The sequence below is a fragment of the Streptomyces sp. NPDC000345 genome, assembly GCF_042898825.1.
GTDB lineage: Bacteria > Actinomycetota > Actinomycetes > Streptomycetales > Streptomycetaceae > Streptomyces.
In genome coordinates, this window is the sequence record NZ_JBIAZE010000008.1 from 383,068 (window position 1) to 407,253 (window position 24,186).

Genomic DNA, 24,186 nt, shown 5'->3' on the forward strand with positions numbered 1-24,186 from the left:
CTCCGCCATGGACATATCCGGGACCCGACTCAGAGCCGTACGCGCGGCGCTGTTCACGGCGGTCGTCGTGACGCTCAGCACCGCGTCGCACGTCCTGCTGTCCCGGGCCCCGCTGCCGTTCAACACGGTGGCCGCCGTCGCGGCCGCCGTGTTCGTCCTCGCGTACGCCCTCGCGGGCCGCGAGTGCGGCTTCGGGCGGATCGCCGCCCTGCTGATCCCGCTGGAGCTGGCGGCCGACACCGTCTTCACCACGGGCCAGCACGTCTGCTACGGCCGCGCGGGCGGTCCGGTGGCAGGCCCGCTGGCCTCGGTCGGCTGGGACGTCCTGTGCGGCGACGGCACCCGCGTCGGCGCCCCTCTGGCCCAGGTCACCGGCACCGATCCCGAACGGCTCGGCGGGCTCCTCGCCCACGCCGACCCGGCCACCGCCTGGCTGCTGCTCGGCGCGCACGTCACCGTCGGCCTGATCGCGGCCGCCTGGCTGCGCCGGGGCGAGCGGGCGCTGGCCCAGCTGCTGCGGGCGACCGCCGCGACCACCTTCCGGCCGCTGCTGCTGGCGGTCGCCGCCGTGACCGTACGACGCGCCCCGGCGGCCCGCCGCCTGCCGCGGCCCGCGCACCGCACGGCCACCGCCCGGGACCTGCTCCTCGTGCACTCCGTGGGCCGGCGCGGACCACCGCGCCCGGCCGACCTCGCCCTCGCCGCCTGAGCGGCACGGCCCGGAGACACCCTTCGCGCGGCCTCGCCCGCGCACCTCACCGAGCACGAGCAGTCCCTCACACGTATCCGCGCACGATCTGTGCGCGTCCCTGATGGAGAACACCGACATGAGCAAGCGGAACAGCCAGGCGGCGAAGACGGCGGCCCGGGAGCGGCTGCGCATCGAGCGCGAGAAGCAGGCCAAGCGGGCGAAGGCCAGGCGGCAGCTCATCGTGGCGGCTTCGGCCGTCGGCGTGCTGGCCGCGGCCGGCGGCATAGGTTACGCCGTCGTCCAGGCCAACAAGCCGGGCTACTGGGAGGAGGCCAAGACCGCCAAGCTGGTCAAGCCGGCCAACACCAGCGGCAAGAACGGCACGACGGTCGTCCTCGGCAAGGACAGCGCCAAGAAGACCCTCGTGATGTACGAGGACGCGCGCTGCCCGGTCTGCGCCCAGTTCGAGCAGACCGTCGGCGCGACGGTGAAGAAGGACTACGACGACGGCAAGTTCAAGCTCCAGTACGTCGGCGCCACCTTCCTCGACCGCAGTCTGACCGGCGAGGGCTCCAAGAACGCGCTGAGCGCCCTGGGTGCCGCGCTGAACGTCAGCCCCGAGGCGTTCCTCGAGTACAAGACCGCCATGTACTCGGCGAAGTACCACCCCGAGGAGAGCGAGGACAAGTTCAAGGACGACTCCTACCTGATCAAGGTGGCGAACACCGTCCCGGAGCTGAAGGACAACACCGAGTTCCAGGACGCCGTGAAGAACGGCACCTATGACCGGTGGGCACTGGAGATGTCCAAGACCTTCGACAAGAGCGGCGTCTCGGGAACCCCGACCCTGAAGATGGACGGCAAGACGCTCACCGGCTCCGACGGGAAGAACGCGCCGATGACCGTCGCCGACTTCAACACGGCGATCGAGGCGGCCCTGAAGGCCTGATCCGACGCTCGGTCAAAGAGCGGGCGAACATTTACACGTTCGCCCGCTCTTTTGTCGTACCGGTCAGTAATCTCATCGTCCGTGACCAGTCGACTCAGATCCTCCGAGAGCGCCGACACCTCGTCAGAGCGCCCCAACCCGCTGTCTCCGCGCCGCCGTACGGTCGTCAAGGCCGCGGCGGCCACTGCTGTGCTGGCCGGCCCGCTCGCCGCCGCCCTGCCGGCCCGCGCCGCCTCGGACACTCCGTCCTTCCTGCACGGTCTCGCCTCCGGCGACCCGCTGCCCGACGGCGTCCTGCTGTGGACCCGGGTGACGCCCTCCGCCGAGGCGGTGCCGGGCTCGGGGCTCGGGCCGGACATCGAGGTCAGCTGGACCGTGGCCAGGGACAAGGCGCTGACGAACGTCGTCGCCAAGGGCTCCACCACCGCGACGGCCGCCTCCGACCACACCGTGAAGGCCGACATCCGCGGCCTGGAGCCGGCCACCGACTACTGGTTCCGCTTCTCGGCCGGCGGCACGGACTCCCCGGTGGCGCGCACCCGCACCGCGCCGGCGGCGGGCGCCCCGGTGGCGAACCTGCGCTTCGGCGTGGTCTCCTGCGCCAACTGGGAGGCCGGCTACTTCTCCTCGTACCGCCATCTCGCGGCCCGCGGCGACCTGGACGCCTGGCTGCACCTCGGCGACTACATCTACGAGTACGGCACCGGCGAGTACGGAGCCCGCGGGACCGTCGTCCGCCCGACCTCGCCCACGCACGAGATCCTCACGCTCGCCGACTACCGCACCCGGCACGGCAAGTACAAGACGGATCCCGATCTGCAGGCCCTGCACGCGAAGGCGCCGGTCGTCGCGATCTGGGACGACCACGAGTTCGCCAACGACACCTGGTCGGGCGGCGCCGAGAACCACACCGAGGGCACCGAGGGCACCTGGACGGCCCGTCAGGCGGCCGCCAAACAGGCCTACTTCGAGTGGATGCCGGTCCGCCCGGCGATCGCCGGCACCACCTACCGCCGGCTGCGCTTCGGCAAGCTGGCCGACCTGTCCCTGCTCGACCTGCGCTCCTTCCGCTCACAGCAGGTCAAGGTCGGCAACGGCTCGGTCGACGACCCGGACCGCACGCTCACCGGCCGCGCCCAGCTCGACTGGCTGAAGGCCGGTCTGAAGGCGTCCGACACCACCTGGCGGCTGGTCGGCAACTCCGTGATGATCTCGCCGTTCGCCATCGGCTCCCTCTCCGCGGACCTGCTCAAGCCGCTCGCGAAGCTGCTCGGCCTGCCCCAGGAGGGCCTGGCCCTCAACACCGACCAGTGGGACGGCTACACCGACGACCGCCGCGAACTCCTGGCCCACCTGCGCTCCAACGCCATCGGCAACACCGTCTTCCTGACCGGTGACATCCACATGGCGTGGGCCAACGACGTGCCCGTGGACGCCGGGACCTACCCCCTGTCGGCCTCGGCCGCCACGGAGTTCGTGGTCACCTCGGTGACCTCCGACAACCTCGACGACATCGTGAAGGTCCCCGAGGGCACCCTCACCGCGATCGCCGCGCCGATCATCAAGGCGGCCAACCGGCACGTCCACTTCGTCGACACCGACCGTCACGGCTACGGCGTCCTGGACATCACCGCCGACCGCGCGCAGATGGACTACTACGTCCTGTCCGACCGCACCAGCGCCACCGCCACCTCCTCCTGGTGGCGTTCGTACCGCACACGCAGCGGTACGCAGAAGGTGGAGCGGACGTACGACCCGGTCTGAGCCGGCTAGAGCGACTCGAGGAAGCCGAGTGCCACCCGCCAGGTGGCCTCGGCGGCCTCCGCGTCGTAGTCCGGCAGGCCGGGGTCGGTGTACAGGTGCCCGGCGCCCGCGTACCGGTAGATCTCCACGTCGGCGCCCGCTCTGCCCATCTGCAGGTACCAGGCGCTCAGCCAGTCGTCGGTCTCGAACGGATCCGGCTCGGCCACGTGCAGCTGGACCGGCAGCCCGTCCACCGAGACGTTGGGCGCGAGGTCCGAGGTGCCGTGCAGGAGGAGCAGGCCGCGCGCCTTCTCGTCGCCGAGGGCGAGGGTCTGCGCGATCGACGCGCCCAGCGAGAAACCGGCGTACACGAGTCCTCTCTCCGAGTAGGGCGCGGCGGCCAGGACGGCTCTCCTCAGCAGCTCGTCCTTGCCGATCTCCTCCTTGTGGGCCATGCCTTCCTCGGCCGTCCCGAACGTACGCCCCTCGAAGAGGTCCGGCGTCCACACCTCGTGGCCGGCCGCGCGCAGCCGGTCGGCCGCCGCGCGCACCGCGGGACGCAGTCCGTAGGTCGAGTGAAAGAGCATGATGTTCATGCGCCCATGGTGCCAGCCTGCACCGACAACCCTGTGAGTGCGCCTCCTCACAGAAACCGCATGTTCAAGGTCCCGCCGACCCGGTTACGTTCGAAGGCATGGAGAACCTGCTCCGACCTGTGATCGTGGTCGGCGGTTCGGTCGTACTGGGAGTACTCATCGGCTGGGCCACCGACCGTCTGCTGTCCAAGGCCGACCGACGGCATCCGGAGACCCCGCTGTGGGGTCTGCTGCGCCGTGGCCGCATTCCGTATCAGCTGGTGCTGTGCGCGGCGATGCTGAGAGGGTCGTACGACGAGGCGCAGCTGCTGGAGGACCACCGCACCGGGATCGGCCAGGTGCTCACCCTGGTGCTGATCGGCTCGGCCGCCTGGCTGGTGATCCGCATCGCGGCGGCGATCGTCGAGACGTCGTACTCCCGCTACGCGCGCGTGCACCGCGACCCGGCCCGGGTGCGGCGGGTCCGCACCCAGGTGTCGCTGATCATGCGGGTGGTGTCGGCCGTCGTCGGAGTGGTGGCGGTGGCGGCGATGCTGCTGACGTTCCCGGCGATGCGGGCGGCGGGTGCCTCGCTGCTGGCCTCGGCCGGCATCCTCGGCATCGTCGCCGGTGTGGCCGCCCAGTCGACCCTCAGCAACATGTTCGCCGGGCTGCAGATCGCCTTCGGCGACATGGTGCGCATCGGCGACACGGTCGTGGTGGACGGCGAGTGGGGCACCGTCGAGGAGATCACGCTGACCTTCCTGACGGTGCGGACGTGGGACGAGCGCCGGATCACCATGCCGGTGTCGTACTTCACCTCGAAGCCGTTCGAGAACTGGTCGCGCGGCACACCGCAGATGACCGGCATCGTCTACTGGCACGTCGACCACACCGCGCCGGTGGACGCGATGCGCGAGAAGCTGCGCGACATCCTGCGCGAGTGCCCGGCCTGGGACGGCCGCGCCTGCGGCCTGGACGTCACGGACACCACCCCGAACACCATGCAGGTGCGGGCCCTGGTCACGGCGAAGGACGCCGACGACATCTGGACGGTCCGGGTCGCGGTCCGCGAGCAGATGGTCCGCTGGCTGGCCAAGGAACATCCGTACGCGCTCCCGCGCGTCAACACGGCGGACGCCACCCTGCCGCCGGGCCGGCTCCCCGGCCAGGCCTCCTCGCGGGACCGGGACGGGGCCGTGCACCGCATGTGACCCCCGGCGGGCTCAGTTGCCGCGCTCGGCGCCGCCGTTCACCTGGATCACCTGCGAGGTGATGTGTCCGGCGGCGGGCGAGGCGAGCCAGTGCAGGGTGGCCGCGACGTCCCCCGGCGTGCCGGCCCGTCCGGTGAAGGTCTCGCCGATGAGCCGCTCACGCCGGGCGGGGTCGATGGCCTCCCCGAAGAACCCGGTGTCCTCGACATAGCCGGGCGCGACGACGTTCGCCGTGATCCCGCGCGGCCCCAGCTCCCGCGCGAGATCACGGGCGTACGGATGCAGCGCGGCCTTGGCCCCGCCGTACGCCCCGCTGCCGGACCCCCGGTAGGCGGCGATCGAGCTGACGAACAGCACCCGTCCGCCCGGGGAGGCGAGCCGGTCCTTGAGGGCCTCGGTGAGCAGGGCGGCGGAGAGGGTGTTGATCCGGAAGTTCACGGTCCACAGGTGCGCGACCCGGTCGAGCGGATCCTCGCTCCCGGCGGCGGGTTCGAGCTGTCCGGTCCCGCCGGCACTGTGGACGAGCACGTCGACGGTCCCGAACTCCGCCGCGACGAACCGGGCGACACCCCTGACGTCCTCGGGCTCACCGAGGTCGGCGGCACGGGTCAGGGCTCCGTCGACCCCGGCCTTCTCCAGCACCTCCGCCCGCCGCCCGAGCAGGAGGACCCGGTCCCCGTCCGCGGCGAAGGCGTGCGCCGCGGCGAGCCCGATTCCCGTACCACCACCACTGATGACGACGTTGCGTGCCATGGGAACCGATCCTATGGACGGGAGGCCGCCGACGCCGAACACCACGGCGGGCGACGACGCTTTCCGGCCAGCCGGCGATCACCGCAGGCTGCGCACGTCCAGATGCCGCAGCACCCGGTCCACGATCTCCGGATCCGCGCCCGGCTCACTGCGCGCCGCCACCACCTCGTGCCGCGCCGCGCTCAGCATCTCGCCCTGGATCCGCCGCACCCGCTTCAGCCGCCGCACCCGCTGCTCGTGCCCCTCACGCCGCTCGTCCTCCCCCACGTCCGGACTGATCCGCACGCCGATGTCGAGGGCCCGCCGCAGCATCTGCTCGGACAGTTCCTCCGGCAGGTCCTCGGCCGCCTCGATCTCCCGCAGCCTGCGCTTGGCCGCCTTCGCCGCCCGCACCGCCAGCTCCTTCTCGAACTCCTTCTCGCGGTCGGTGTCGGACTGCACGTCGAGCCGTTTCACCAGCCACGGCAGGGTCAGCCCCTGCAGGATCAGCGTCGCCATGATCACACCGAACGCGATGAAGATGATCTCGTTCCGGTCGGGGAACGGCGATCCCTCGTCGGTCTCGAGCGGCACGGCCAGCGCCAACGCGACCGACGCGACCCCGCGCATCCCCGACCACCACATGACGACGGTCTCCCGCCAGGTCATCGGGATGTCCTCGTCGTGGTCCCGCCGGGCGTGCAGCCGCTTCGTCAGCCAGGTCGCCGGCATCAGCCACAGCAGCCGCACGACGACGACCACGGCCACGATCACCGCCGCCCAGCCGAGCATCTCCCCCCACCGCCCGGACGCCGTCCGGATCGCGATGTGCAGTTCCAGGCCGATCAGCCCGAACGCGACGCCCGTGACGAGCGTGTCGATGATGTCCCAGAAGGTGTGGCCGGCCAGCCGGGTCAGCACGTCGTCGGGGTCGGTGGCGTACTCGGCGAGGAACAGCGCGGTGGTCAGGACGGCCAGCACCCCCGACCCGTGGAACTCCTCCGCCAGCACGTACGAGGCGTAGGGCACCAGGAGCGTCAGCCCGATCTGCAGGGTCGTGTCCCCGAGCATGTCCAGCAGTCTGTTCGCGCCCCACCCGAGCGCCACGCCCACCGCCACCGCCACCACGGCGGACAGCACGAGGTCAAGGCCGGCCTGCCACGGCGAGAAGGAGCCGCTCACGGCAGCGGCGATCGCGACGTGGTACAGCACGATGGCCGTCACGTCGTTGAACAGCCCCTCGCCCTCCAGGATGGAGACGAGCCGGCGGGGGAGCCCCAGCTGCCCTGCGACGGCGGTCGCCGCCACCGGGTCCGGCGGCGCGACCAGGGCGCCCAGCGCCACGGCCGCGGCGATCGGCAGCCCCGGCACGACCGCGTGGGCGACGACGGCCACGCACACGGTCGTGACGAACACCAGCGCGACGGCGAGCAGGAAGATGGGCCGTTTGTTGGCCGTGAACTGCCGCCACGAGGTCCGCCGTACGGCGGCGTACAGCAGGGGCGGCAGCAGCAGGGGCAGGATCAGGTCCGGCGGGACGTTCACGTTGGGGACGAAGTCGGCCACGGCGAGGACGATGCCGAGCAACGTCATGAGCACCGGCGCGGGCAGTCCGAACCGGTCCCCGACCGGGACGCTCACCACGGCCCCGAGCAACAGGACGAACAGAAGGGCCAGCTGATCCACGGTCAGCGCTCCGAAGGTCTAGACGATCAAGTACATCCAGATCTCCAGCGTCGCACGCGCCCCTGCCGGGCACGTCGCGCGCATCACCGGCGGCACTACGGGAGGGAGCGGCGCATCGACCGGTGCGCGATCCCCGCCTCCATGTCCTGCGGCCCGTACGCCTCGTAGCCCAGCCGCTCGTAGAACCCCAGTGCCCGGGTCTGCGCGTGCAGGTCCACGGCCGTGAGCCCACGTGCGTGCGCCGCCTCCTCGATGGCCCGCACGAGCGCCGCCCCGACGCCGAGCCCGCGCGCCTCACGCACGACGGCCAGCCGCCCCAGCGATCCGACCGCCAAGTCGCCGCCGGTCCGCGCCGCGGCCGCCTCGCCGTACAACAGCCGCCCGGTCCCGAGCGGTACGCCGTCCTCCCGGACCGCCAGCACATGGACCGCGCCGGCGTCGTGCTCGTCGTACTCCAGGTCCTCAGGGACGCCCTGTTCGCGGACGAAGACCTCCTTGCGCACCGCGAAGCACGCCTCCAGGTCGGCGGGGTCCTCGGCGACGCGCACCGCGTACCCGCGCGTGCCGGTCATCCGTAGGTCTCCTCGCGGACCTGGTCCAGGGCCTTCTGCAGGTCGGCCGGGTAGTCGCTGGCGAACTCCGCCCACTGCCCGTCGCCGGGGTGCTCGAAGCCCAGCCGTACCGCGTGCAGCCACTGGCGGGTCAGGCGCAGCCGCTTGGCGAGGGTGGGGTCGGCGCCGTAGGTGAGGTCGCCGACGCAGGGGTGGCGGTGGGCGGCCATGTGGACGCGGATCTGGTGCGTGCGGCCGGTCTCCAGCTTCACGTCCAGCAGGGAGGCCGCGCGGAAGGCCTCGATCAGGTCGTAGTGCGTCACGGACGGCTTGCCGTCGGCGGTGACCGCCCACTTGTAGTCGTGCTGCGGATGCCGGCCGATGGGCGCGTCGATGGTGCCGCTGGTCGGGTCCGGGTGGCCCTGGACGAGCGTGTGGTAGCGCTTGTCGACCGTGCGCTCCTTGAACTGGCGCTTGAGCGACGTGTACGCGCGCTCCGACTTGGCGACCACCATCAGGCCCGAGGTGCCCACGTCGAGGCGGTGCACGATGCCCTGGCGCTCGGCGGCACCGGAGGTGGAGATCCGGTAGCCGGCGGCGGCCAGCCCGCCGATGACGGTCGGACCGCTCCAGCCGGGCGACGGGTGCGCGGCCACGCCCACCGGCTTGACGATCACGACCACGTCGTCGTCGTCATGCACGATCTCCATGCCCTCGACCGGCTCGGCGACGATCTGCACCGGCGCGGGCGCCTGCGGCATCTCGACCTCGAGCCAGGCCCCGCCGTGCACCCGCTCCGACTTGCCGACCACCGAGCCGTCGACCGAGACCTTCCCCGCGGCGGCGAGCTCCGCGGCCTTCGTGCGGGAGAAGCCGAACATGCGGGAGATGGCGGCGTCGACGCGCTCGCCCTCCAGGCCGTCCGGCACGGGCAGGGTACGGATCTCGGGAATCGTGCTCACCCGACGAGTATGCCGGAAGCCTCCGACCCGCCCGTACGGGCCTGTGGACAAACCGAGGGGCGGCCCCGGGGCGGGCTCAGTCCCTGTGGACGGTCCCGTCCGGGTCGAGTCCCTTGAAGGACAGCAGCACGATCAGGATGCCGCCGCACACGATCGCCGAGTCGGCGAGGTTGAAGACCGCGAAGTGCTTCGGCGCGATGAAGTCGACGACCGCGCCCTCGAAGACACCCGGCGAGCGGAAGATCCGGTCGGTGAGGTTGCCCAGCGCACCGCCCAGCAGCAGCCCCAGGGCGATCGCCCAGGGCAGGCTGTAGAGCTTGCGGGCCAGCCGCGCGATCACCACGATCACCGCCGCCGCGATCACCGTGAAGATGACCGTGAAGGCCTCGCCGAAGCCGAAGGCCGCGCCCGCGTTGCGGATGGCCTCGAACTTCAGCCAGTCCCCGATGATCTCGATCGGCGCGTGGTGCTCCAGCTTGGCGACCACGATCATCTTGCTGATCAGGTCGAGGGCGTAGGCGAACGCGGCGACGGCGAAGAGCACGGCGATACGGCGCCTGCCCCTGGGCCGCGCCTCGGTGCTCTCCTGCCCGTCCGGGAGGTCCGGGCCGGGCGACTGCTCCGGCTCGGCCCCCGCCGCCTCTGGGGTATCCGGCGTACCGATGATGCGCTCCGCCTCTGCCACGTGAGTCCCTCGACCTAGGTACCTGACTGAGGACGAGGGTACGACACGCCCCCGCGCCCGCACGCGATCAGTACCGGCGCTCCTGCTTCTGCTTGCACTCGACACAGAGGGTGGCCCGGGGGAAGGCCTGCATCCGGGCCTTTCCGATGGGTTCGCCGCAGTTCTCGCACAGGCCGTACGTACCGGCGTCCAGCCGCTCCAGGGCGTGCTCGGTCTGGATCAGCATCTCGCGCGCGTTGGCGGCCAGCGCCAGTTCGTGCTCGCGCGTGATGTTCTTGGTGCCGGTGTCCGCCTGGTCGTCGCCGGCGCCGTCACCCGAGTCCCGCATCAGCCCCGCCAGGGCCGTCTCCGACGAGGCGAGCTCCGCCCGCAGCCGTTCCATCTCCGACTGCAGTTCGTCGCGGGCCCCCTCGACCTCCTCCGGGGTCCAGGGTTCCTCACCGGGGCGCACCGCGAGTTCGCCCGGTTCCACCGCGGCGAGGCGTGCCTTGGGAACGGCGCTCTTCGCAGCCGCCGTGGCCGTGCCAGGAGTCTTCTTCGCAACCACTGTCGTGGCTCCCGTCTGCTCCGCGGCCGAGGCCGCGCCCACCTTCTTGGCCGTGCTCTTCCTTCCCGCGCCCGCCGCGCCCACGCCCCCGGCGTCCGCGGCCTTGCCGGCGACTGCCGCCTTCCTGCCGGCCGTCCTCCCGCCGGCCGCCTTCCTGCCGGCCGTCCTGGGAGCGGCTGTCTTCCCGGCAGCCGCCTTCTTCGCCGCCGCCGTCGGCGCGACCGCCTCCTCGACGGCCACCTCCTCCACAGCCCCCTTCACGGCTGCGGCCTGCTCCCCGAGAGCCTTCTTCCCCGCGGTCTTCCTCCCGGCGGTCTCCTTACGCACCGCGCTCTTCCGGGCGGGCTTCGCACCGGCGGCCTCTTCACGGGCGACCCGCGCCCCGGCGGCCTTCTCACCGGCGGCCCGCGCCCCGGAGGACTTCCCGCCGGCGGCCCGCGCCCCGGAGGACTTCCCGCCGGCGGCCCGCGCCCCGGAGGACTTCTCACCGGCGGTCGGCTTGCCGGCAGTCGGCTCGCCCCCACTCGGCTTGCCCGCGGTCTCCTTGCCCGTGGCGGGCTTGCCCGCGGTCCCCTTGCCCGTGGCGGGCTTGCCCGCGGTCCCCTTGCCCGTGGCGGGCTTGCCCGCAATCTCCTTGCGGGCGGTCTTCTTCGCGGCGGGCTTGCGGGCACCCGCCCGCTCGGCCGCCGTCTTCCTGGCCGCCGGTTCCGGGGCGACGGCCGCCTCGGCGGCGGCCTTCGCGAGGTCTGTGTCCAGTGCGGCCCTCTCCTTCACCGCCGCCTTCTCGGCAGCGGTCTTCCTGGGGGCGCGCGTCTTGGCGCCCGTCCCGCCACCCGTTGCGGCGGCCGTCCTGGCGCTCGTCCTCCTCGCGGCCGTCTTCCTGCCGGCCGCGGTCCCGCGGGCCGCCGCCCCGCCCGCCTCCGCCGCCCGCACGGTCTTCACCGTCCTGGCGGCACGGCCGGCGTCCTCCGCCAGCGTGCTCTTCTTCCCGCCGACGTCCTTGGCCGCGCCGTCGGAGGCCTTCGTGGACCTGCCGGACGGCTGTACGGCGGTCTTCTTCGCCACCATGGCCGCGGCCCCTTCACATATTGTGATCTTGCACGCGAATCGTGCTGGGACGATAAATCGACTTGAAGGCCGCGGCAACGGGGCACACCGCCCGGATCGCCCGCCTCGCGCACACCACGCGGCCGGCCTGCCTGCGTTGTGCCCAGCTCCCCGCCGGGTAATCCGCCGAGCCGACCGCCCTGGAATCCGAACACGCGTACCCTGTGAACAGGCCTCCATTCGGGTCGCCCCACCCCGGGTCCCACCGCCCGCCCGGGGGCGGCGTAAAGCGGTCGGCCGCGGTCGGTGCGGCGCCGTACACTGGGCGGAGCGAAAAGCGTGGATGGGGACGAGTAGCGGCGTACGCAGCCCAGAGCGACCCGGGGACGGTGGAAGCCCGGGGGCGAGCGCGACGTGAAGATCACCCCGGAGCCGCCGGAAGAAAGCCCGGGCCGTACGGCACAGGCGAGTAGAACCGGCATCGCGACCCCAATGAGGGGGCTCACCGGAGCGCAGGGTGCGCCGGAGGGCCAAGGAGGGTGGTACCGCGGGAGCGCGCCGCACACGGCGTAGACAGGCAACAAGGCTCTCGTCCCTCCGACGGAAGGCAGTACGTCCGCCGGAGGAAGATCGATGACGCAGTACCGCCAGGTGCCCGCCCAGGTCGACCTGCCCGCCCTCGAGCACGCCGTGCTCGACTTCTGGCGCGAGCAGAAGATCTTTGCCAAGAGCCTGGAGCAGTCCGAGGGCCGCCCCGAGTGGGTGTTCTACGAGGGCCCGCCCACCGCCAACGGCATGCCGGGCGCCCACCACATCGAGGCGCGCGTCTTCAAGGACGTCTTCCCCCGCTTCCGCACCATGCGCGGCTACCACGTGGCCCGCAAGGCCGGCTGGGACTGCCACGGCCTCCCCGTGGAGCTGGCGGTGGAGAAGGAGCTCGGCTTCTCCGGCAAGCAGGACATCGAGGCGTACGGCATCGCCGAGTTCAACGCCAAGTGCCGCGAGTCCGTGACCCGGCACACCGACGCCTTCGCCGAGCTGACGACCCGCATGGGCTACTGGGTCGACCTCGACGACGCCTACCGGACCATGGACCCGGAGTACGTCGAGTCGGTCTGGTGGTCGCTCAAGGAGATCTTCAACAAGGGTCTGCTGGTCCAGGACCACCGTGTCGCCCCCTGGTGCCCCCGCTGCGGCACCGGCCTCTCCGACCACGAGCTGGCGCAGGGCTACGAGACGGTCGTCGACCCGTCCGTGTACGTCCGTTTCCCGCTCACCTCCGGTCCGCTCGCCGGCGAAGCCGCGCTGCTCGTCTGGACGACGACCCCGTGGACCCTGGTCTCCAACACGGCCGTGGCCGCGCACCCCGACGTCACCTACGTGGTCGCGACCGACGGCGAGGAGAAGCTCGTCGTCGCCGAGCCCCTCGTGGCCAAGGCGCTCGGCGAGGGCTGGGAGACCACCGGCCAGACCTTCACCGGCGCCGAAATGGAGCGCTGGTCCTATCAACGTCCTTTCGAGCTGGTCGAGTTCCCGGCCGACGTCACGACGCACTACGTGGTCAACGCCGAGTACGTCACCACCGAGGACGGTACGGGTCTGGTCCACCAGTCCCCCGCCTTCGGTGAGGACGACCTCAAGGTCTGCCGCGCCTACGGCCTGCCCGTGGTCAACCCGGTCCGCCCCGACGGCACCTTCGAGGAGTCCGTCCCGCTGGTGGGCGGCGTCTTCTTCAAGAAGGCGGACGAACAGCTCACCGAGGACCTCCAGCAGCGCGGCCTCCTCTTCCGGCACATCCCGTACGAGCACAGCTACCCGCACTGCTGGCGCTGCCACACCGCGCTCCTCTACTACGCGCAGCCGTCCTGGTACATCCGCACCACGGCGATCAAGGACCGGCTCCTCCAGGAGAACGAGAACACCAACTGGTTCCCGGACACGGTCAAGCACGGCCGCTTCGGCGACTGGCTGAACAACAACATCGACTGGGCCCTGTCCCGCAGCCGCTACTGGGGCACCCCGCTGCCGATCTGGCGCTGCGAGGAGGACCACCTCACCGTGGTCGGCTCCCGCGCGGAGCTGACCGACCTGACCGGCACCGACCAGTCGGAGCTGGACCCGCACCGCCCGTACATCGACGAGGTCACCTTCACCTGCCGCCACGACGGCTGCGGCAGGACGGCCACGCGCGTGCCCGAGGTCATCGACGCCTGGTACGACTCGGGTTCGATGCCGTTCGCGCAGTGGGGCTACCCGTACAAGAACAAGGACCTGTTCGAGTCCCGCTACCCGGCGCAGTTCATCTCCGAGGCCATCGACCAGACCCGCGGCTGGTTCTACACGCTGATGGCGGTGGGCACGCTCGTCTTCGACAAGTCGTCGTACGAGAACGTCGTCTGCCTGGGCCACATCCTCGCCGAGGACGGCCGCAAGATGTCCAAGCACCTGGGCAACATCCTGCAGCCGATCCCGCTGATGGACCAGCACGGCGCCGACGCGGTCCGCTGGTTCATGGCGGCCGGCGGCTCCCCGTGGGCGGCCCGCCGGGTGGGCCACGGCACGATCCAGGAGGTCGTCCGCAAGACGCTCCTCACGTACTGGAACACCGTCGCCTTCCAGGCGCTGTACGCCCGTACGTCCCAGTGGGCGCCCAGCGAGGCCGACCCGGCCCCCGCCGACCGCCCGCTCCTGGACCGCTGGCTGCTCTCCGAGCTCCACGCGCTCACCGACCAGGTGACGCAGGCCCTGGAGGCGTACGACACCCAGCGCGCCGGCAAGCTGCTCTCGGCGTTCGTCGACGACCTGTCCAACTGGTACGTGCGCCGCTCCCGCCGCCGCTTCTGGCAGGGCGACAAGGCCGCGCTGCGCACCCTCCACGAGGTCGTGGAGACCGTCACCAAGCTGATGGCCCCGCTGACCCCGTTCATCACCGAGCGGGTCTGGCAGGACCTCGTCGTGCCGGTCACCCCGGGCGCCCCGGAGTCGGTGCACCTGTCGCCCTGGCCGGAGGCGGACCTCTCCGCGATCGACCCGGAGCTGTCGAAGCAGATGGTCCTGGTCCGCCGGCTGGTGGAGCTGGGCCGCGCCACGCGCGCGGAGTCGGGCGTGAAGACCCGCCAGCCGCTGAGCCGCGCCCTCGTGGCGGCCGCCGGCTTCGACGCCCTCTCCCCCGAGCTGCACACGCAGATCACGGAGGAGCTCAACGTCGAGTCGCTCGCGTCCCTGTCGGAGGTGGGCGGCAGCCTGGTCGACACCACCGCCAAGGCCAACTTCCGCGCCCTGGGCAAGCGGTTCGGCAAGCGCGTCCAGGACGTGGCGAAGGCCGTCGCGAACACCGACGCGGCCGCGCTCTCCCTCGCCCTGCGCGAGGGCACGGCGTCGGTGGAGGTCGACGGCGAGACCATCAGCCTCGCCGCCGACGAGGTCATCATCACGGAGACCCCGCGCGAGGGCTGGTCGGTCGCCTCCGACTCCGGCGCCACGGTCGCCCTCGACCTGGAGATCACCGAGGAGCTGCGCCGCGCGGGCCTGGCCCGTGACGCGATCCGGCTGATCCAGGAGGCCCGCAAGAACAGCGGCCTCGACGTCGCCGACCGCATCGCGCTCCGCTGGACCGCGACCGACCCGGCCACCGTCGACGCCCTGACCGGCCATGCCGGCCTGATCGCCGACGAGGTCCTCGCCACGGACTTCGCCCAGGGCGAGGCGGACGACACCTACGGCACGCCGTTCACCGACGAGGGCCTGACCCTGACGTTCCGCCTGCGCAAGGCGTAAGGACGTACGAAGGGCCCGGTCCCCCGCGGGGGACCGGGCCCTTCGGCGCTCGGGCGGGCGCACCGTCACCCTCGTCAACACGCGTAAAAAGGGCGGGACCCCGGATCGGAATCCGGGGCCCGCCCTTTGAACGCTGCCGACGCCTAAGGCGTACTACTGGCCGTCAGTTGTCGTCCTCGTCGATGAGGAAGCCACGCATCGGCGAGGGAGCCTGGCCCATCGGGGAGGGACCCTGCGGACGAACCGGCGCCATCGGCTGAGTCATGGCCGGGGACATCTGCTGCTGCCCGCCGTACGACGGCGCGGCCGGGCCCGGGCCGCCCATGCCCTGGTTACCACCGTAGGACGGAGCGCTGGCGCCGGCCGGTGCCATGGAAGGCGCCGGGGACGGCGGCAGAGAAGCCGTGGCCGGGGTACGCGGCGGGGCGAGGGAGTCGTCGGCCTGGGTCTCCAGCTGACGCAGCTGGGACTCGAGGTACGACTTCAGGCGCGTACGGTACTCGCGCTCGAAGCCGCGCAGGTCCTCGACCTTGCGCTCCAGCGTGGCGCGGGCGGACTCCAGGGAGCCCATCGCGACGCGGTGCTTCTCCTGCGCGTCCCGCTCCAGGGCGTCGGCCTTGGCACGGGCGTCACGCTCCAGACCCTCGGCGCGGCTGCGGGCCTCACCGACGATCTTGTTCGCCTCGGAGCGGGCCTCGGCGATCGCCTGGTCGGCGGTCTGCTGGGCCAGCGAGAGGACACGGGCGGCGCTGTCGCCACCGGGGCCCTGACCGGGGCCGCCCATCGGACCGCCCATGGGGCCGCCCATCGGGCCACCCATCTGCTGCTGCATCGGGGGCTGACCGCCCATCGGGCCACCCATGGGGCCCTGGCCCATCGGACCCTGGCCCATCGGGCCGGGACCCTGCGGACCACCCTGACCGCCGGGACCGGCGGGCAGCTGCGGGGCACCGCTCGGCAGCTGGGGCGGGCCACCCATGGGGCCACCCATCTGCTGCTGCGGCGGGCCCGATATGCCGGCGGGCACCGGAGCGCCGGGACCTCGCATGCCCTGCTGCGGCATCCCCTGCTGAGGCATACCGCCCTGCTGCATGCCGCCCTGCTGGGGCATACCGCCCTGCGGCATACCGCCCTGCTGGGGCATGCCGCCCTGCTGGTCCTGCGGCTCCGGGGGCTTGCGCATGTTCTGCTGGTTCTGGGCAGCAGCACGCGTGGCCGCGGCCAGTTTGGCGCGCAGGTCCTCGTTCTCGCGGAGCAGGCGCGTCAGTTCGGCTTCGACCTCATCGAGGAAGGCATCGACCTCGTCCTCGTCATAGCCTTCTCGGAGGCGGACGGTCGTGAACTGCTTGTTCCGCACGTCCTCGGGGGTCAACGGCATCTCTTCACCTCAACGTAGTCGTCGGCATCGGCAAGACGGTAGTTCACATCGCTCACAGCCGGCTCACGATCGAGATCAGGATGTAGACGATGATCATCAGTACGAAGAAGGACAGGTCGAGCGCCACGCCCCCGAGACGCAACGGCGGGATTACCCGCCGCAGAAGCTTGAGCGGTGGATCGGTGACAGTGTAGGTGGCCTCCAGAACGACCACCATCGCCTTGCCGGGTTGCCATGAGCGGGCGAACTGGAAGACGTAGTCCATGACCAACCGGAAGATCAGCACGATGAGGAACACCATCAGCGCGATGTAGACGACATCCAGGACCACGCCCATGTTCGGTGCTTCCCTCTCCCCTGTTTCCGTGCCGCTCTGTACTGCGTTGTACTTCTTTGTACTGCTTTTTCCGGTCTTGCGTCTCAGCTCTGGTTGAAGAACCCGCCCTCTGCGATGCGGGCCTTGTCCTCCGCCGTGACATCGACGTTAGCAGGCGACAACAGGAACACCTTCTGCGTCACCCGCTCGATGCTGCCGTGAAGACCAAACACCAAACCGGCCGCAAAGTCGACAAGTCGCTTCGCGTCTGTGTCATCCATCTCAGTCAGATTCATGATCACCGGGGTGCCCTCACGGAAGTGTTCCCCGATGGTACGGGCCTCGTTGTAGGTCCGGGGGTGAAGCGTGGTGATCCGGTACGGCTCTCGTTCCGACACGACCTTGGGCATGATCACCGGTGCGTTCTTCTCCAGGGACTGACGTTCTTGTGTGATGGATGCCACGGGCGCGATACGCGCCGGGCGCCCGGATTCCGCGGCGAGCGAAGTGGATCTGGCCACCGGCTCGCGCGGCGCGGGCGGCTGCACGATACGCACCTCTTCGTCCCTCGGGGACTGGTGTGATCCGTGCGACTGGTGGGACTGTTCGTGACGCCGGTGATCCCGCTCGGGTTCCGGGTCGAGCTCGGGTTCGAAGTCGTCATCGGGGTCGAAGCCCCGGCCGTCGTACCCATCGTCCTCCACGAGGCCGAGGTAGACCGCCATCTTGCGCATCGCGCCGGCCATGCTCTGAGTCCTCCGCTCTGTGGTGGATCGGCTTTCGACTGCCAAGTCCCGCGATCCACGTGGCCCTTGTGCCCGCCTACCGGCGGTAATGACCATATTTTCTGCTGTGGTCCGACTTCCTGGCGACGTTACCCGAGCCTGGGGCGGACTCCGAGTACCGCAGTGCCGACGCGCACATGTGTCGCCCCGGCCGCCACGGCCTCCTCGAGGTCCGCACTCATCCCTGCGGAGACCATGTTCGCAGCCGGATGGGCTCGGCGCAGGTCAGTCGACAAATCCATCAACCGCTCGAACGCCGCCCGTTGACGCCCCGCGTACTCCCCGGTCAGAGGTGCGACGGTCATCAGTCCGTCCAGCCGCAGCCCCGGCGAGCCGGCCACCAGATCGGCCAACTCCCGGATCCCGCCGGGCGCCACGCCGCCCCGGTCCCCGCGCGCCGAGTCACCCGCGTCGAGCGCCACCTGGACGAGGCACCCGACCTCCCGCCCGGCGCGCACCGCCTCCTTCGACAGCGCGGTCACCAGCCGGGCCCGGTCGACGGACTGCACGAAGTCCGCGTAACCGACCACAGAGCGCACCTTGTTGGTCTGCAACTGGCCGACAAAGTGCCATGAAAGCGACAGGTCCGAGCAAGTCGCGGCCTTGGGTGCGGCGTCCTGGTCCTTGTTCTCGGCGACATGGCGCACGCCGAGCTGCGACAGGATCCGCACGTCGCTCGCCGGGTAGGTCTTGGTGACCACGATCAGGGTCACTTCCTCCCGCTTGCGCCCGGCGGCCGCGCACGCGCGTGCGATGCGCTCCTCCACCTTCGCCAGATTTCCGGCGAGTTCGTCCTTACGGTCCGTCATGTCCATCAGTCCAGCCAGACATATCCCGCGAGTCGCCCCGTGGCGCGGTCGCGGCGGTACGAGAAGTGGTCCTGCGACTCCCGCGTGCACACCGGCGACTGCTCCCGGTCGCGCACCCCGAGCCGCGCGAGCTGCGCGTGCACCCCGGCGGTCACGTCGACCGCCGGCGTGCCCCAGCTCGTCTCGGCGTGCGCCCCCGGCTCGACGGCGGCCACCTGCGCGCGCATCGCCTCCGGCACCTCGTAGCACCGGCCGCAGACGGCGGGTCCGGTGCGGGCGAGGATCCGGGACGGCTCAGCGCCGAGTTCCACCATGGCCCGTACGGCGGCGGGGACGATCCCGGCGACCATGCCGGGCCGGCCCGCGTGGGCCGCGGCGGCGACCCCGGCGACCGGGTCGGCGAGCAGTACGGGTGTGCAGTCGGCGGTGAGGACGGCGAGCGCGAGCCCGCGCCGCACGGTGACGACCGCGTCGACCGCGGGCACCGGCTCGTCCCCCCAGGGCCCGTCGACGACCGTCACGTCGGCGCCGTGCACCTGGTTCATCCAGACCACGTCTCCAGGGTCCAGCCCCAGAGCCTTGGCGGCCAGTTCCCGGTTGGTGCGTACGGCGCCGGGGTCGTCGCCGACCGCGCCGCCGAGGTTGAGCTCCTCATACGGAGCGGCGCTCACCCCGCCCCCCCGGTCGGTGAAGGCGAAGTGCGCGCCGCTCACGCTCTCGCGCTGTCCTATCACTTCAGGAAGTCCGGCACGTCCAGCTCCTCGGCCGCGCTGTCCGAGTAGGTCCGCGACGGCGGCACCGGCGGGGCGACCGGGAGGTCGGCCACCGGCTCGGGCGCCGGCTCCGGCTCCTCCTTCGGCGTGACGCTGCCGAGCGAGCCGAAGGACGGGCGGCTCTCCGGCTGCCGTACCGGAGTGGGCTCCTCGCGGCGGGGGGAGGCCGTGGACGAGCCGAGGACGTTGTCCCGGCGGGCCGGCGGCTGGCCGCCGTCGAAGCCGGCCGCGATGACCGTGACCCGGACCTCGTCGCCGAGCGCGTCGTCGATGACCGCGCCGAAGATGATGTTGGCCTCGGGGTGGGCCGCCTCGCTGACCAGCTGGGCGGCCTCGTTGATCTCGAACAGGCCGAGGTCGGAGCCGCCGGAGATGGAGAGCAGGACGCCGCGGGCGCCGTCGATGGAGGCCTCCAGGAGCGGCGAGGAGATCGCCATCTCGGCGGCGGCCACCGCGCGGTCGTCGCCGCGGGCCGAGCCGATGCCCATGAGGGCCGAGCCGGCCTCGGACATGACCGACTTGACGTCGGCGAAGTCGAGGTTGATCAGGCCGGGGGTGGTGATGAGGTCGGTGATGCCCTGGACACCCGAGAGCAGGACCTGGTCGGCCGACTTGAAGGCGTCCAGGACCGAGACCTGGCGGTCCGAGATGGACAGCAGGCGGTCGTTGGGGATGACGATGAGGGTGTCGACCTCTTCGCGGAGTTCCGCGATGCCGTCCTCGGCCTGGTTGGCCCGGCGCCGTCCCTCGAAGGTGAACGGGCGGGTGACCACGCCGATGGTGAGGGCGCCCAGGGACCGGGCGATGTTGGCCACGACGGGCGCCCCGCCGGTGCCGGTGCCGCCGCCTTCACCGGCCGTCACGAAGACCATGTCGGCCCCCTTGAGGACCTCCTCGATCTCCTCGCGGTGGTCCTCGGCCGCCTTGCGGCCGACGGCCGGGTTGGCGCCGGCGCCGAGTCCGCGGGTGAGTTCGCGGCCGACGTCGAGTTTGACGTCGGCGTCGCTCATCAACAGCGCCTGCGCGTCGGTGTTGATGGCGATGAACTCGACGCCCTTGAGACCGACCTCGATCATCCGGTTGATGGCATTGACACCACCGCCGCCGACACCGATGACTTTGATGACTGCGAGGTAGTTCTGCGGTGCTGCCACGTCGAAGGCCTCTCGCCTCGAGTTACGTGTCGCCGCCTCGCAGGTGGTGCGAATCCGACGACTGATGCCGAATGGGACGGTCCGTTTCGCCGACCCGAACCCTAACGCTGAAGTTTAGGGTTACCAGTGTGTCTGTTCCTTGGAGTCTTCTGAACAGGACACTAAGTCGACAAGTGGCGCCCGTTCAACGAACACGCCGAACCTCCCGTTTTTCTTTTCACCCTATGTGATCAGCCGTGTCGCTGCCCAACCAGGGTGCTGGCCTGCGCGGATGTGCGTCAACTGCCCGATGACGCAGGGGCCGTGGGCGCGCTGACGTCGAAGTGCCGTGCGGCCGGGGAGGCTTTCATGAGAGCACTGAGGGTACTGGCCTTCAGGGCGCCCTTCTCGGCGCTCCCCCAGGCGACCGTGCGGCCGTCGGTCAGCTCCAGCGAGATGTCGTCGTAGGAACGGACCTTGAGCGCGCGGGTCCGCCGGGCGACGGCGTCCGGCATGTCCCCGGCGACCCTCACCGCCTCGCGCACCAGCCGGTGCTCACCGAAGCGGCGCAGACTCGCGGCACCCGACCCCCCCGAACCCGACGCGGAGACGGCCATTTCGAGGAGCGGTACGTTCTTCAGCGCTTCGGGAATCGTGGCGAAACGGACGCCTTCATCGTCCACTTCCACGAAGTTCGACCCTTTTCGGATAAGCAGAACGGGCTTGCGCTCGGTCACTTTCAGGCCGATTCCATGGGGCCAGGAACGCACCACGTCCACCTCGTCGACGCGGGGCAGCTTCGCCCGCAGACGGGCCTCGATCGCCCCCGTGTCGACGGAGATCAGCGGCGAACCGACCGGCACCGCGGCCGCCTCGCGCACCTGGGCGGGCGTCAGCACGTCCGTGCCGGACACCGGGACGCGCTCGACACGCGTCCACGGAGAGCCGTACAGCACCCACACCGCGCCCCCGCCGAGGAGGACCACGGCGAGCGCGAGGATGATGATCACACGAAGCCGACGGGGGCCCAGCCTGCGGACGAGGGGCGGGCCGGACGACTCCTCCTGGCGTGCACCGCGCTCGGCGGTGGCGGATCCGGCCACGCTCCCTGCCCTTCGCTCACATAGCTCTGCCTGCCGTGCTCAGGCCCCGCCGTCCGGGATCGTCCCGGCGTCGCGGGGGCCTGGCACGCACCGCACCGCCGGCCCGATCCGGACGACAGGCCCTAGCGGTGGGCACGATGGGCGGCGATCGCCTCGTACACCATGCCCACGAGCAGGTCGTCGGCGTCCCGGCGGCCGAACTCACCGGCGGCGCGGGACATCTCGTACAGCCGGTGCGGATCGGCGAGCACCGGCAGGACGTTCTCCCGCACCCACTCGGGGGTCAGTTCCGCGTCGTCGACGAGGAGTCCGCCGCCGGCCTTGACCACCGGCTGGGCGTTCAGCCGCTGTTCGCCGTTGCCGATGGGCAGCGGCACATACGCGGCCGGCAGTCCGACGGCGGAGAGTTCGGCGACGGTCATCGCGCCCGCGCGGCAGAGCATCATGTCGGCCGCGGCGTACGCGAGGTCCATCCGGTCCAGATACGGTACCGGGATGTACGGGGGCATTCCCGGCATCTGCTGGACGTGCGGCAGTTCGTTCTTCGGGCCGACCGCGTGCAGGATCTGGATGCCGGCCTGCTGCAGCCAGGGCGCGACCTGCTGGACCACCTCGTTGAGCCGGCGGGCACCCTGCGAGCCGCCGGAGACGAGCAGCGTCGGCAGGTTGGGGTCGAGGCCGAACATGTGCCGGGCCTCGGGGCGGGCCGCGGCGCGGTCCAGGGTGGCGATGGAGCGGCGCAGCGGGATGCCGATGTAGCGGGCGTCCCGCAGCTTGCTGTCGGGCGTGGAGACGGCGACCCGGGCGGCGTACCGGGAGCCGATCTTGTTGGCCAGGCCCGGGCGGGCGTTGGCCTCGTGGACCACGATCGGCACGCCCAGGCGCTTGGCGGCGAGGTAGCCGGGCAGGGCGACGTAGCCGCCGAACCCGACGACGGCGTCGGCCTTGGTGCGCTCCAGGATCTGCTCGGCGGCCTTGATCGTGCCGCGCAGCCGGCCCGGGACGGTGATCAGCTCGGGGGTGGGCTTGCGCGGCAGCGGTACGGCCGGGATCAGCGCGAGCTCGTAGCCCCGCTGCGGAACGAGCGTGGTCTCCAGTCCGCGCTCGGTGCCCAGGGCCGTGATCCCCACGGTGGGGTCCTGCCTGCGCAGGGCGTCCGCGAGGGCGAGCGCGGGCTCGATGTGGCCGGCGGTCCCCCCACCAGCGAGTACGACATGCACCGAAATTCACCGCTCTCCGGACGAACGCGCCGCCGAGGCACGCCGTCGCATCGTGTTCCATCTCCGAGGTCCCCGGTCGGGCTGGGGACCCCCAGCCCCCCGCTTTCTACCAAAGCGGGGGTGCCGCATCGCAAGCGCCGTCCGCGCAGCGGGGTCGTCGCGTGCGAAGGCGATCAGCAGCCCGATCGCGAACATGGTCGGCAGCAGGGCGGATCCCCCGTAGGAGAACAGCGGGAGGGGGACGCCGGCGATCGGCAGCAGGCCGAGCACCGCACCGATGTTGATCACCGCCTGAGCGGTGATCCAGGTGGTCACACCTCCCGCGGCATACCTGACGAAGGGGTCCTCCGTGCGTCCGGCCACGCGGATACCCGCATAGCCTAGAGCCGCGAACAGGGCGAGCACCGACAGCGTCCCCGCGAGGCCCAGTTCCTCACCGGTGACGGCGAAGATGAAGTCGGTGTGGGCTTCAGGGAGTTGTCCCCATTTCTCCACACTCGCCCCCAGTCCTGAGCCGAAGATCCCGCCGGACGCGAGGGCGTAGATCCCGTGCACGGCCTGCCAGCAGTCCGCGGCCCCCGACTTGGGTTCGGTGGCGCCGATGCAGGCCAGCCGGGCCATCCGGTTCGGGCTCGTTCTGATCAGGACGATGCCGATCGCGGCGGCGACCGAGAGCACCCCGACGAACAGCCGGGTGGGCGCCCCCGCGAGCCACAGCAGTCCGAACAGGATCGCCGTGAGGATGATCGCGGTGCCCATGTCGCCGCCGAGCATGATCAGCCCGAGCAGCATGAAGGCCACCGGCACGAGGGGCACCAGCATGTGCTTCCACTGCGTGAGCAGCTTCTTGTCCTGCTTGCGGGCCAGCAGGTCGGCGCCCCACAGCACCAGGGCGAGCTTGCCGAACTCGCTGGGCTGGATCTGGAAGGAGCCGCCGAGCGAGATCCAGTTCTGGTTGCCGTTGACCGCCATCCCTATCCCGGGCACCTGCACCAGGGCCATCATGAAGACGGCTCCGGCGAGGATCGGATAGGCCAGCGCCCGGTGCAGCTTGACCGGCATCCGGGAGGCGACGAGCAGCAGCACGGCGCCGATGGAGGCGGCCAGGAACTGCTTGCGGAAGAAGAACGAGCCCGGCAGCGACATCTGCAGCGCGGTGATCTGCGAGGCGGAGTACACCATCACCAGACCGAGCACGGTGATCAGCAGGCTGCCGCCGAGGATCACGTAGTACGCGGTCAGCGGCCGGTCCCAGGCCTTGCGCGCGCGCGTGTAGAGCCGCAGGACGGGGTTGTCGCGCGGGGGGCGGGCGGCGGGGGGTCTGCGGACGGCACGCTGAACCGGCGGACGGCCGGTACGGCTAGTGGGCACGACGGCTCCCGTGCGACCGGCGCGACCGCGACTCCCCCGGGGCGCGGGGCGATGACATACGCGGCTGTGCCGCGTGGGCGCGACCAGCCCCCCACGACCCGCAGCCGAACGACACAGTCACGCGTCCTCCCATGGTCCT

Annotated in this window: 21 protein-coding genes; 5 read left to right on the top strand and 16 right to left on the bottom strand. The window is 71.2% G+C overall.

Annotated elements, in window-relative coordinates:
* Nucleotides 1-7: 7 nt before the first annotated feature.
* The 3 genes from ACFY30_RS21795 (at nt 8) to ACFY30_RS21805 (ending at nt 3,404) form a co-directional block, all read left to right on the top strand.
* Nucleotides 8-709, top strand: a complete 702-nt coding sequence (locus tag ACFY30_RS21795; RefSeq protein WP_390846813.1) for a hypothetical protein — start codon at nt 8-10, stop codon at nt 707-709.
* A 118-nt stretch (nt 710-827) separates the two neighbouring features.
* A complete protein-coding gene (locus ACFY30_RS21800) occupies nt 828-1,640 on the top strand; it encodes a DsbA family protein (RefSeq protein ID WP_390846814.1) in 813 nt (270 codons plus the stop codon).
* 81 nt (nt 1,641-1,721) lie between these two features.
* Nucleotides 1,722-3,404, top strand: a complete 1,683-nt coding sequence (locus ACFY30_RS21805) for an alkaline phosphatase D family protein (protein WP_390846815.1) — start codon at nt 1,722-1,724, stop codon at nt 3,402-3,404.
* Nucleotides 3,405-3,409: 5 nt separating this feature from the next.
* On the opposite strand, the gene ACFY30_RS21810 is transcribed toward ACFY30_RS21805, so the two are convergent.
* The gene (locus ACFY30_RS21810; protein ID WP_390846816.1) at nt 3,410-3,979 is read right to left on the bottom strand and encodes a dienelactone hydrolase family protein; all 570 of its coding nucleotides are present in this window, start codon (nt 3,977-3,979) and stop codon (nt 3,410-3,412) included.
* Nucleotides 3,980-4,077: 98 nt separating this feature from the next.
* Here ACFY30_RS21810 and ACFY30_RS21815 point away from each other — a divergent pair, with 98 nt between their 5' ends.
* On the top strand, nt 4,078-5,172 hold the full coding sequence (locus ACFY30_RS21815) for a mechanosensitive ion channel family protein (protein WP_390846817.1): 1,095 nt from the start codon (nt 4,078-4,080) through the stop codon (nt 5,170-5,172).
* A 12-nt stretch (nt 5,173-5,184) separates the two neighbouring features.
* Here the strand turns inward: ACFY30_RS21815 and ACFY30_RS21820 are convergent, their stop codons facing one another.
* The 6 genes from ACFY30_RS21820 to ACFY30_RS21845 form a co-directional block, all read right to left on the bottom strand.
* Nucleotides 5,185-5,925 carry an SDR family NAD(P)-dependent oxidoreductase gene (locus ACFY30_RS21820; protein WP_390846818.1) on the bottom strand — a complete coding sequence of 247 codons (741 nt, stop codon included), beginning with the start codon at nt 5,923-5,925 and terminating at the stop codon, nt 5,185-5,187.
* Between the two features lie 78 nt (nt 5,926-6,003).
* Nucleotides 6,004-7,590 (bottom strand): Na+/H+ antiporter, encoded by a 1,587-nt coding sequence (locus tag ACFY30_RS21825; protein ID WP_390846819.1) that lies wholly within the window; start codon nt 7,588-7,590, stop codon nt 6,004-6,006.
* A gap of 95 nt (nt 7,591-7,685) precedes the next feature.
* Nucleotides 7,686-8,162 (bottom strand): GNAT family N-acetyltransferase, encoded by a 477-nt coding sequence (locus tag ACFY30_RS21830; RefSeq protein WP_390846820.1) that lies wholly within the window; start codon nt 8,160-8,162, stop codon nt 7,686-7,688.
* Nucleotides 8,159-9,103 (bottom strand): RluA family pseudouridine synthase, encoded by a 945-nt coding sequence (locus ACFY30_RS21835; protein ID WP_390846821.1) that lies wholly within the window; start codon nt 9,101-9,103, stop codon nt 8,159-8,161. Before ACFY30_RS21835 ends, ACFY30_RS21830 begins: the two co-directional genes overlap by 4 nt.
* Before the next feature lie 76 nt (nt 9,104-9,179).
* A complete protein-coding gene (lspA, locus tag ACFY30_RS21840) occupies nt 9,180-9,788 on the bottom strand; it encodes a signal peptidase II (RefSeq protein ID WP_390655854.1) in 609 nt (202 codons plus the stop codon).
* A 67-nt stretch (nt 9,789-9,855) separates the two neighbouring features.
* A complete protein-coding gene (locus tag ACFY30_RS21845; RefSeq protein ID WP_390846822.1) occupies nt 9,856-11,403 on the bottom strand; it encodes a TraR/DksA C4-type zinc finger protein in 1,548 nt (515 codons plus the stop codon).
* A gap of 612 nt (nt 11,404-12,015) precedes the next feature.
* Here ACFY30_RS21845 and ileS point away from each other — a divergent pair.
* Complete coding sequence (ileS, locus tag ACFY30_RS21850) at nt 12,016-15,159, top strand: isoleucine--tRNA ligase (protein WP_390846823.1); 3,144 nt, start codon at nt 12,016-12,018, stop codon at nt 15,157-15,159.
* 163 nt (nt 15,160-15,322) lie between these two features.
* Here ileS and ACFY30_RS21855 read toward each other — a convergent pair whose 3' ends face one another.
* From ACFY30_RS21855 to ftsW, 9 genes are all read right to left on the bottom strand, one after another.
* Nucleotides 15,323-16,537 carry a DivIVA domain-containing protein gene (locus tag ACFY30_RS21855; protein ID WP_390846824.1) on the bottom strand — a complete coding sequence of 405 codons (1,215 nt, stop codon included), beginning with the start codon at nt 16,535-16,537 and terminating at the stop codon, nt 15,323-15,325.
* Nucleotides 16,538-16,589: 52 nt separating this feature from the next.
* Nucleotides 16,590-16,874, bottom strand: a complete 285-nt coding sequence (locus tag ACFY30_RS21860; RefSeq protein ID WP_055633825.1) for a YggT family protein — start codon at nt 16,872-16,874, stop codon at nt 16,590-16,592.
* A gap of 83 nt (nt 16,875-16,957) precedes the next feature.
* Nucleotides 16,958-17,599 carry a cell division protein SepF gene (locus tag ACFY30_RS21865; protein ID WP_390655850.1) on the bottom strand — a complete coding sequence of 214 codons (642 nt, stop codon included), beginning with the start codon at nt 17,597-17,599 and terminating at the stop codon, nt 16,958-16,960.
* 128 nt (nt 17,600-17,727) lie between these two features.
* Nucleotides 17,728-18,447 carry a YggS family pyridoxal phosphate-dependent enzyme gene (locus ACFY30_RS21870; protein ID WP_390846825.1) on the bottom strand — a complete coding sequence of 240 codons (720 nt, stop codon included), beginning with the start codon at nt 18,445-18,447 and terminating at the stop codon, nt 17,728-17,730.
* 5 nt (nt 18,448-18,452) lie between these two features.
* On the bottom strand, nt 18,453-19,181 hold the full coding sequence (pgeF, locus tag ACFY30_RS21875) for a peptidoglycan editing factor PgeF (protein ID WP_390846826.1): 729 nt from the start codon (nt 19,179-19,181) through the stop codon (nt 18,453-18,455).
* Nucleotides 19,178-20,374, bottom strand: a complete 1,197-nt coding sequence (ftsZ, locus tag ACFY30_RS21880; protein ID WP_390846827.1) for a cell division protein FtsZ — start codon at nt 20,372-20,374, stop codon at nt 19,178-19,180. Before ftsZ ends, pgeF begins: the two co-directional genes overlap by 4 nt.
* A 278-nt stretch (nt 20,375-20,652) precedes the next feature.
* Nucleotides 20,653-21,456, bottom strand: coding sequence for a cell division protein FtsQ/DivIB (locus ACFY30_RS21885; RefSeq protein ID WP_390846828.1), 804 nt, complete (start codon nt 21,454-21,456; stop codon nt 20,653-20,655).
* 122 nt (nt 21,457-21,578) lie between these two features.
* Nucleotides 21,579-22,676, bottom strand: coding sequence for an undecaprenyldiphospho-muramoylpentapeptide beta-N-acetylglucosaminyltransferase (murG, locus tag ACFY30_RS21890; protein WP_390655846.1), 1,098 nt, complete (start codon nt 22,674-22,676; stop codon nt 21,579-21,581).
* A 6-nt stretch (nt 22,677-22,682) separates the two neighbouring features.
* Complete coding sequence (gene ftsW, locus ACFY30_RS21895; RefSeq protein ID WP_390846829.1) at nt 22,683-24,047, bottom strand: putative lipid II flippase FtsW; 1,365 nt, start codon at nt 24,045-24,047, stop codon at nt 22,683-22,685.
* Nucleotides 24,048-24,186 lie beyond the last annotated feature (139 nt).

Coding starts and splice junctions, on each gene's coding strand:
- ACFY30_RS21795 (WP_390846813.1), top strand. CDS start 8: ATGGACATATCCGGGACCCGACTCAGAGCCGTACGCGCGGCGCTGTTC.
- ACFY30_RS21800 (WP_390846814.1), top strand. CDS start 828: ATGAGCAAGCGGAACAGCCAGGCGGCGAAGACGGCGGCCCGGGAGCGG.
- ACFY30_RS21810 (WP_390846816.1), bottom strand. CDS start 3,979: ATGAACATCATGCTCTTTCACTCGACCTACGGACTGCGTCCCGCGGTG.
- ACFY30_RS21815 (WP_390846817.1), top strand. CDS start 4,078: ATGGAGAACCTGCTCCGACCTGTGATCGTGGTCGGCGGTTCGGTCGTA.
- ACFY30_RS21820 (WP_390846818.1), bottom strand. CDS start 5,925: ATGGCACGCAACGTCGTCATCAGTGGTGGTGGTACGGGAATCGGGCTC.
- ACFY30_RS21830 (WP_390846820.1), bottom strand. CDS start 8,162: ATGACCGGCACGCGCGGGTACGCGGTGCGCGTCGCCGAGGACCCCGCC.
- ACFY30_RS21845 (WP_390846822.1), bottom strand. CDS start 11,403: ATGGTGGCGAAGAAGACCGCCGTACAGCCGTCCGGCAGGTCCACGAAG.
- ileS (WP_390846823.1), top strand. CDS start 12,016: ATGACGCAGTACCGCCAGGTGCCCGCCCAGGTCGACCTGCCCGCCCTC.
- ACFY30_RS21855 (WP_390846824.1), bottom strand. CDS start 16,537: ATGCCGTTGACCCCCGAGGACGTGCGGAACAAGCAGTTCACGACCGTC.
- ACFY30_RS21860 (WP_055633825.1), bottom strand. CDS start 16,874: ATGGGCGTGGTCCTGGATGTCGTCTACATCGCGCTGATGGTGTTCCTC.
- ACFY30_RS21865 (WP_390655850.1), bottom strand. CDS start 17,599: ATGGCCGGCGCGATGCGCAAGATGGCGGTCTACCTCGGCCTCGTGGAG.
- ACFY30_RS21870 (WP_390846825.1), bottom strand. CDS start 18,447: ATGACGGACCGTAAGGACGAACTCGCCGGAAATCTGGCGAAGGTGGAG.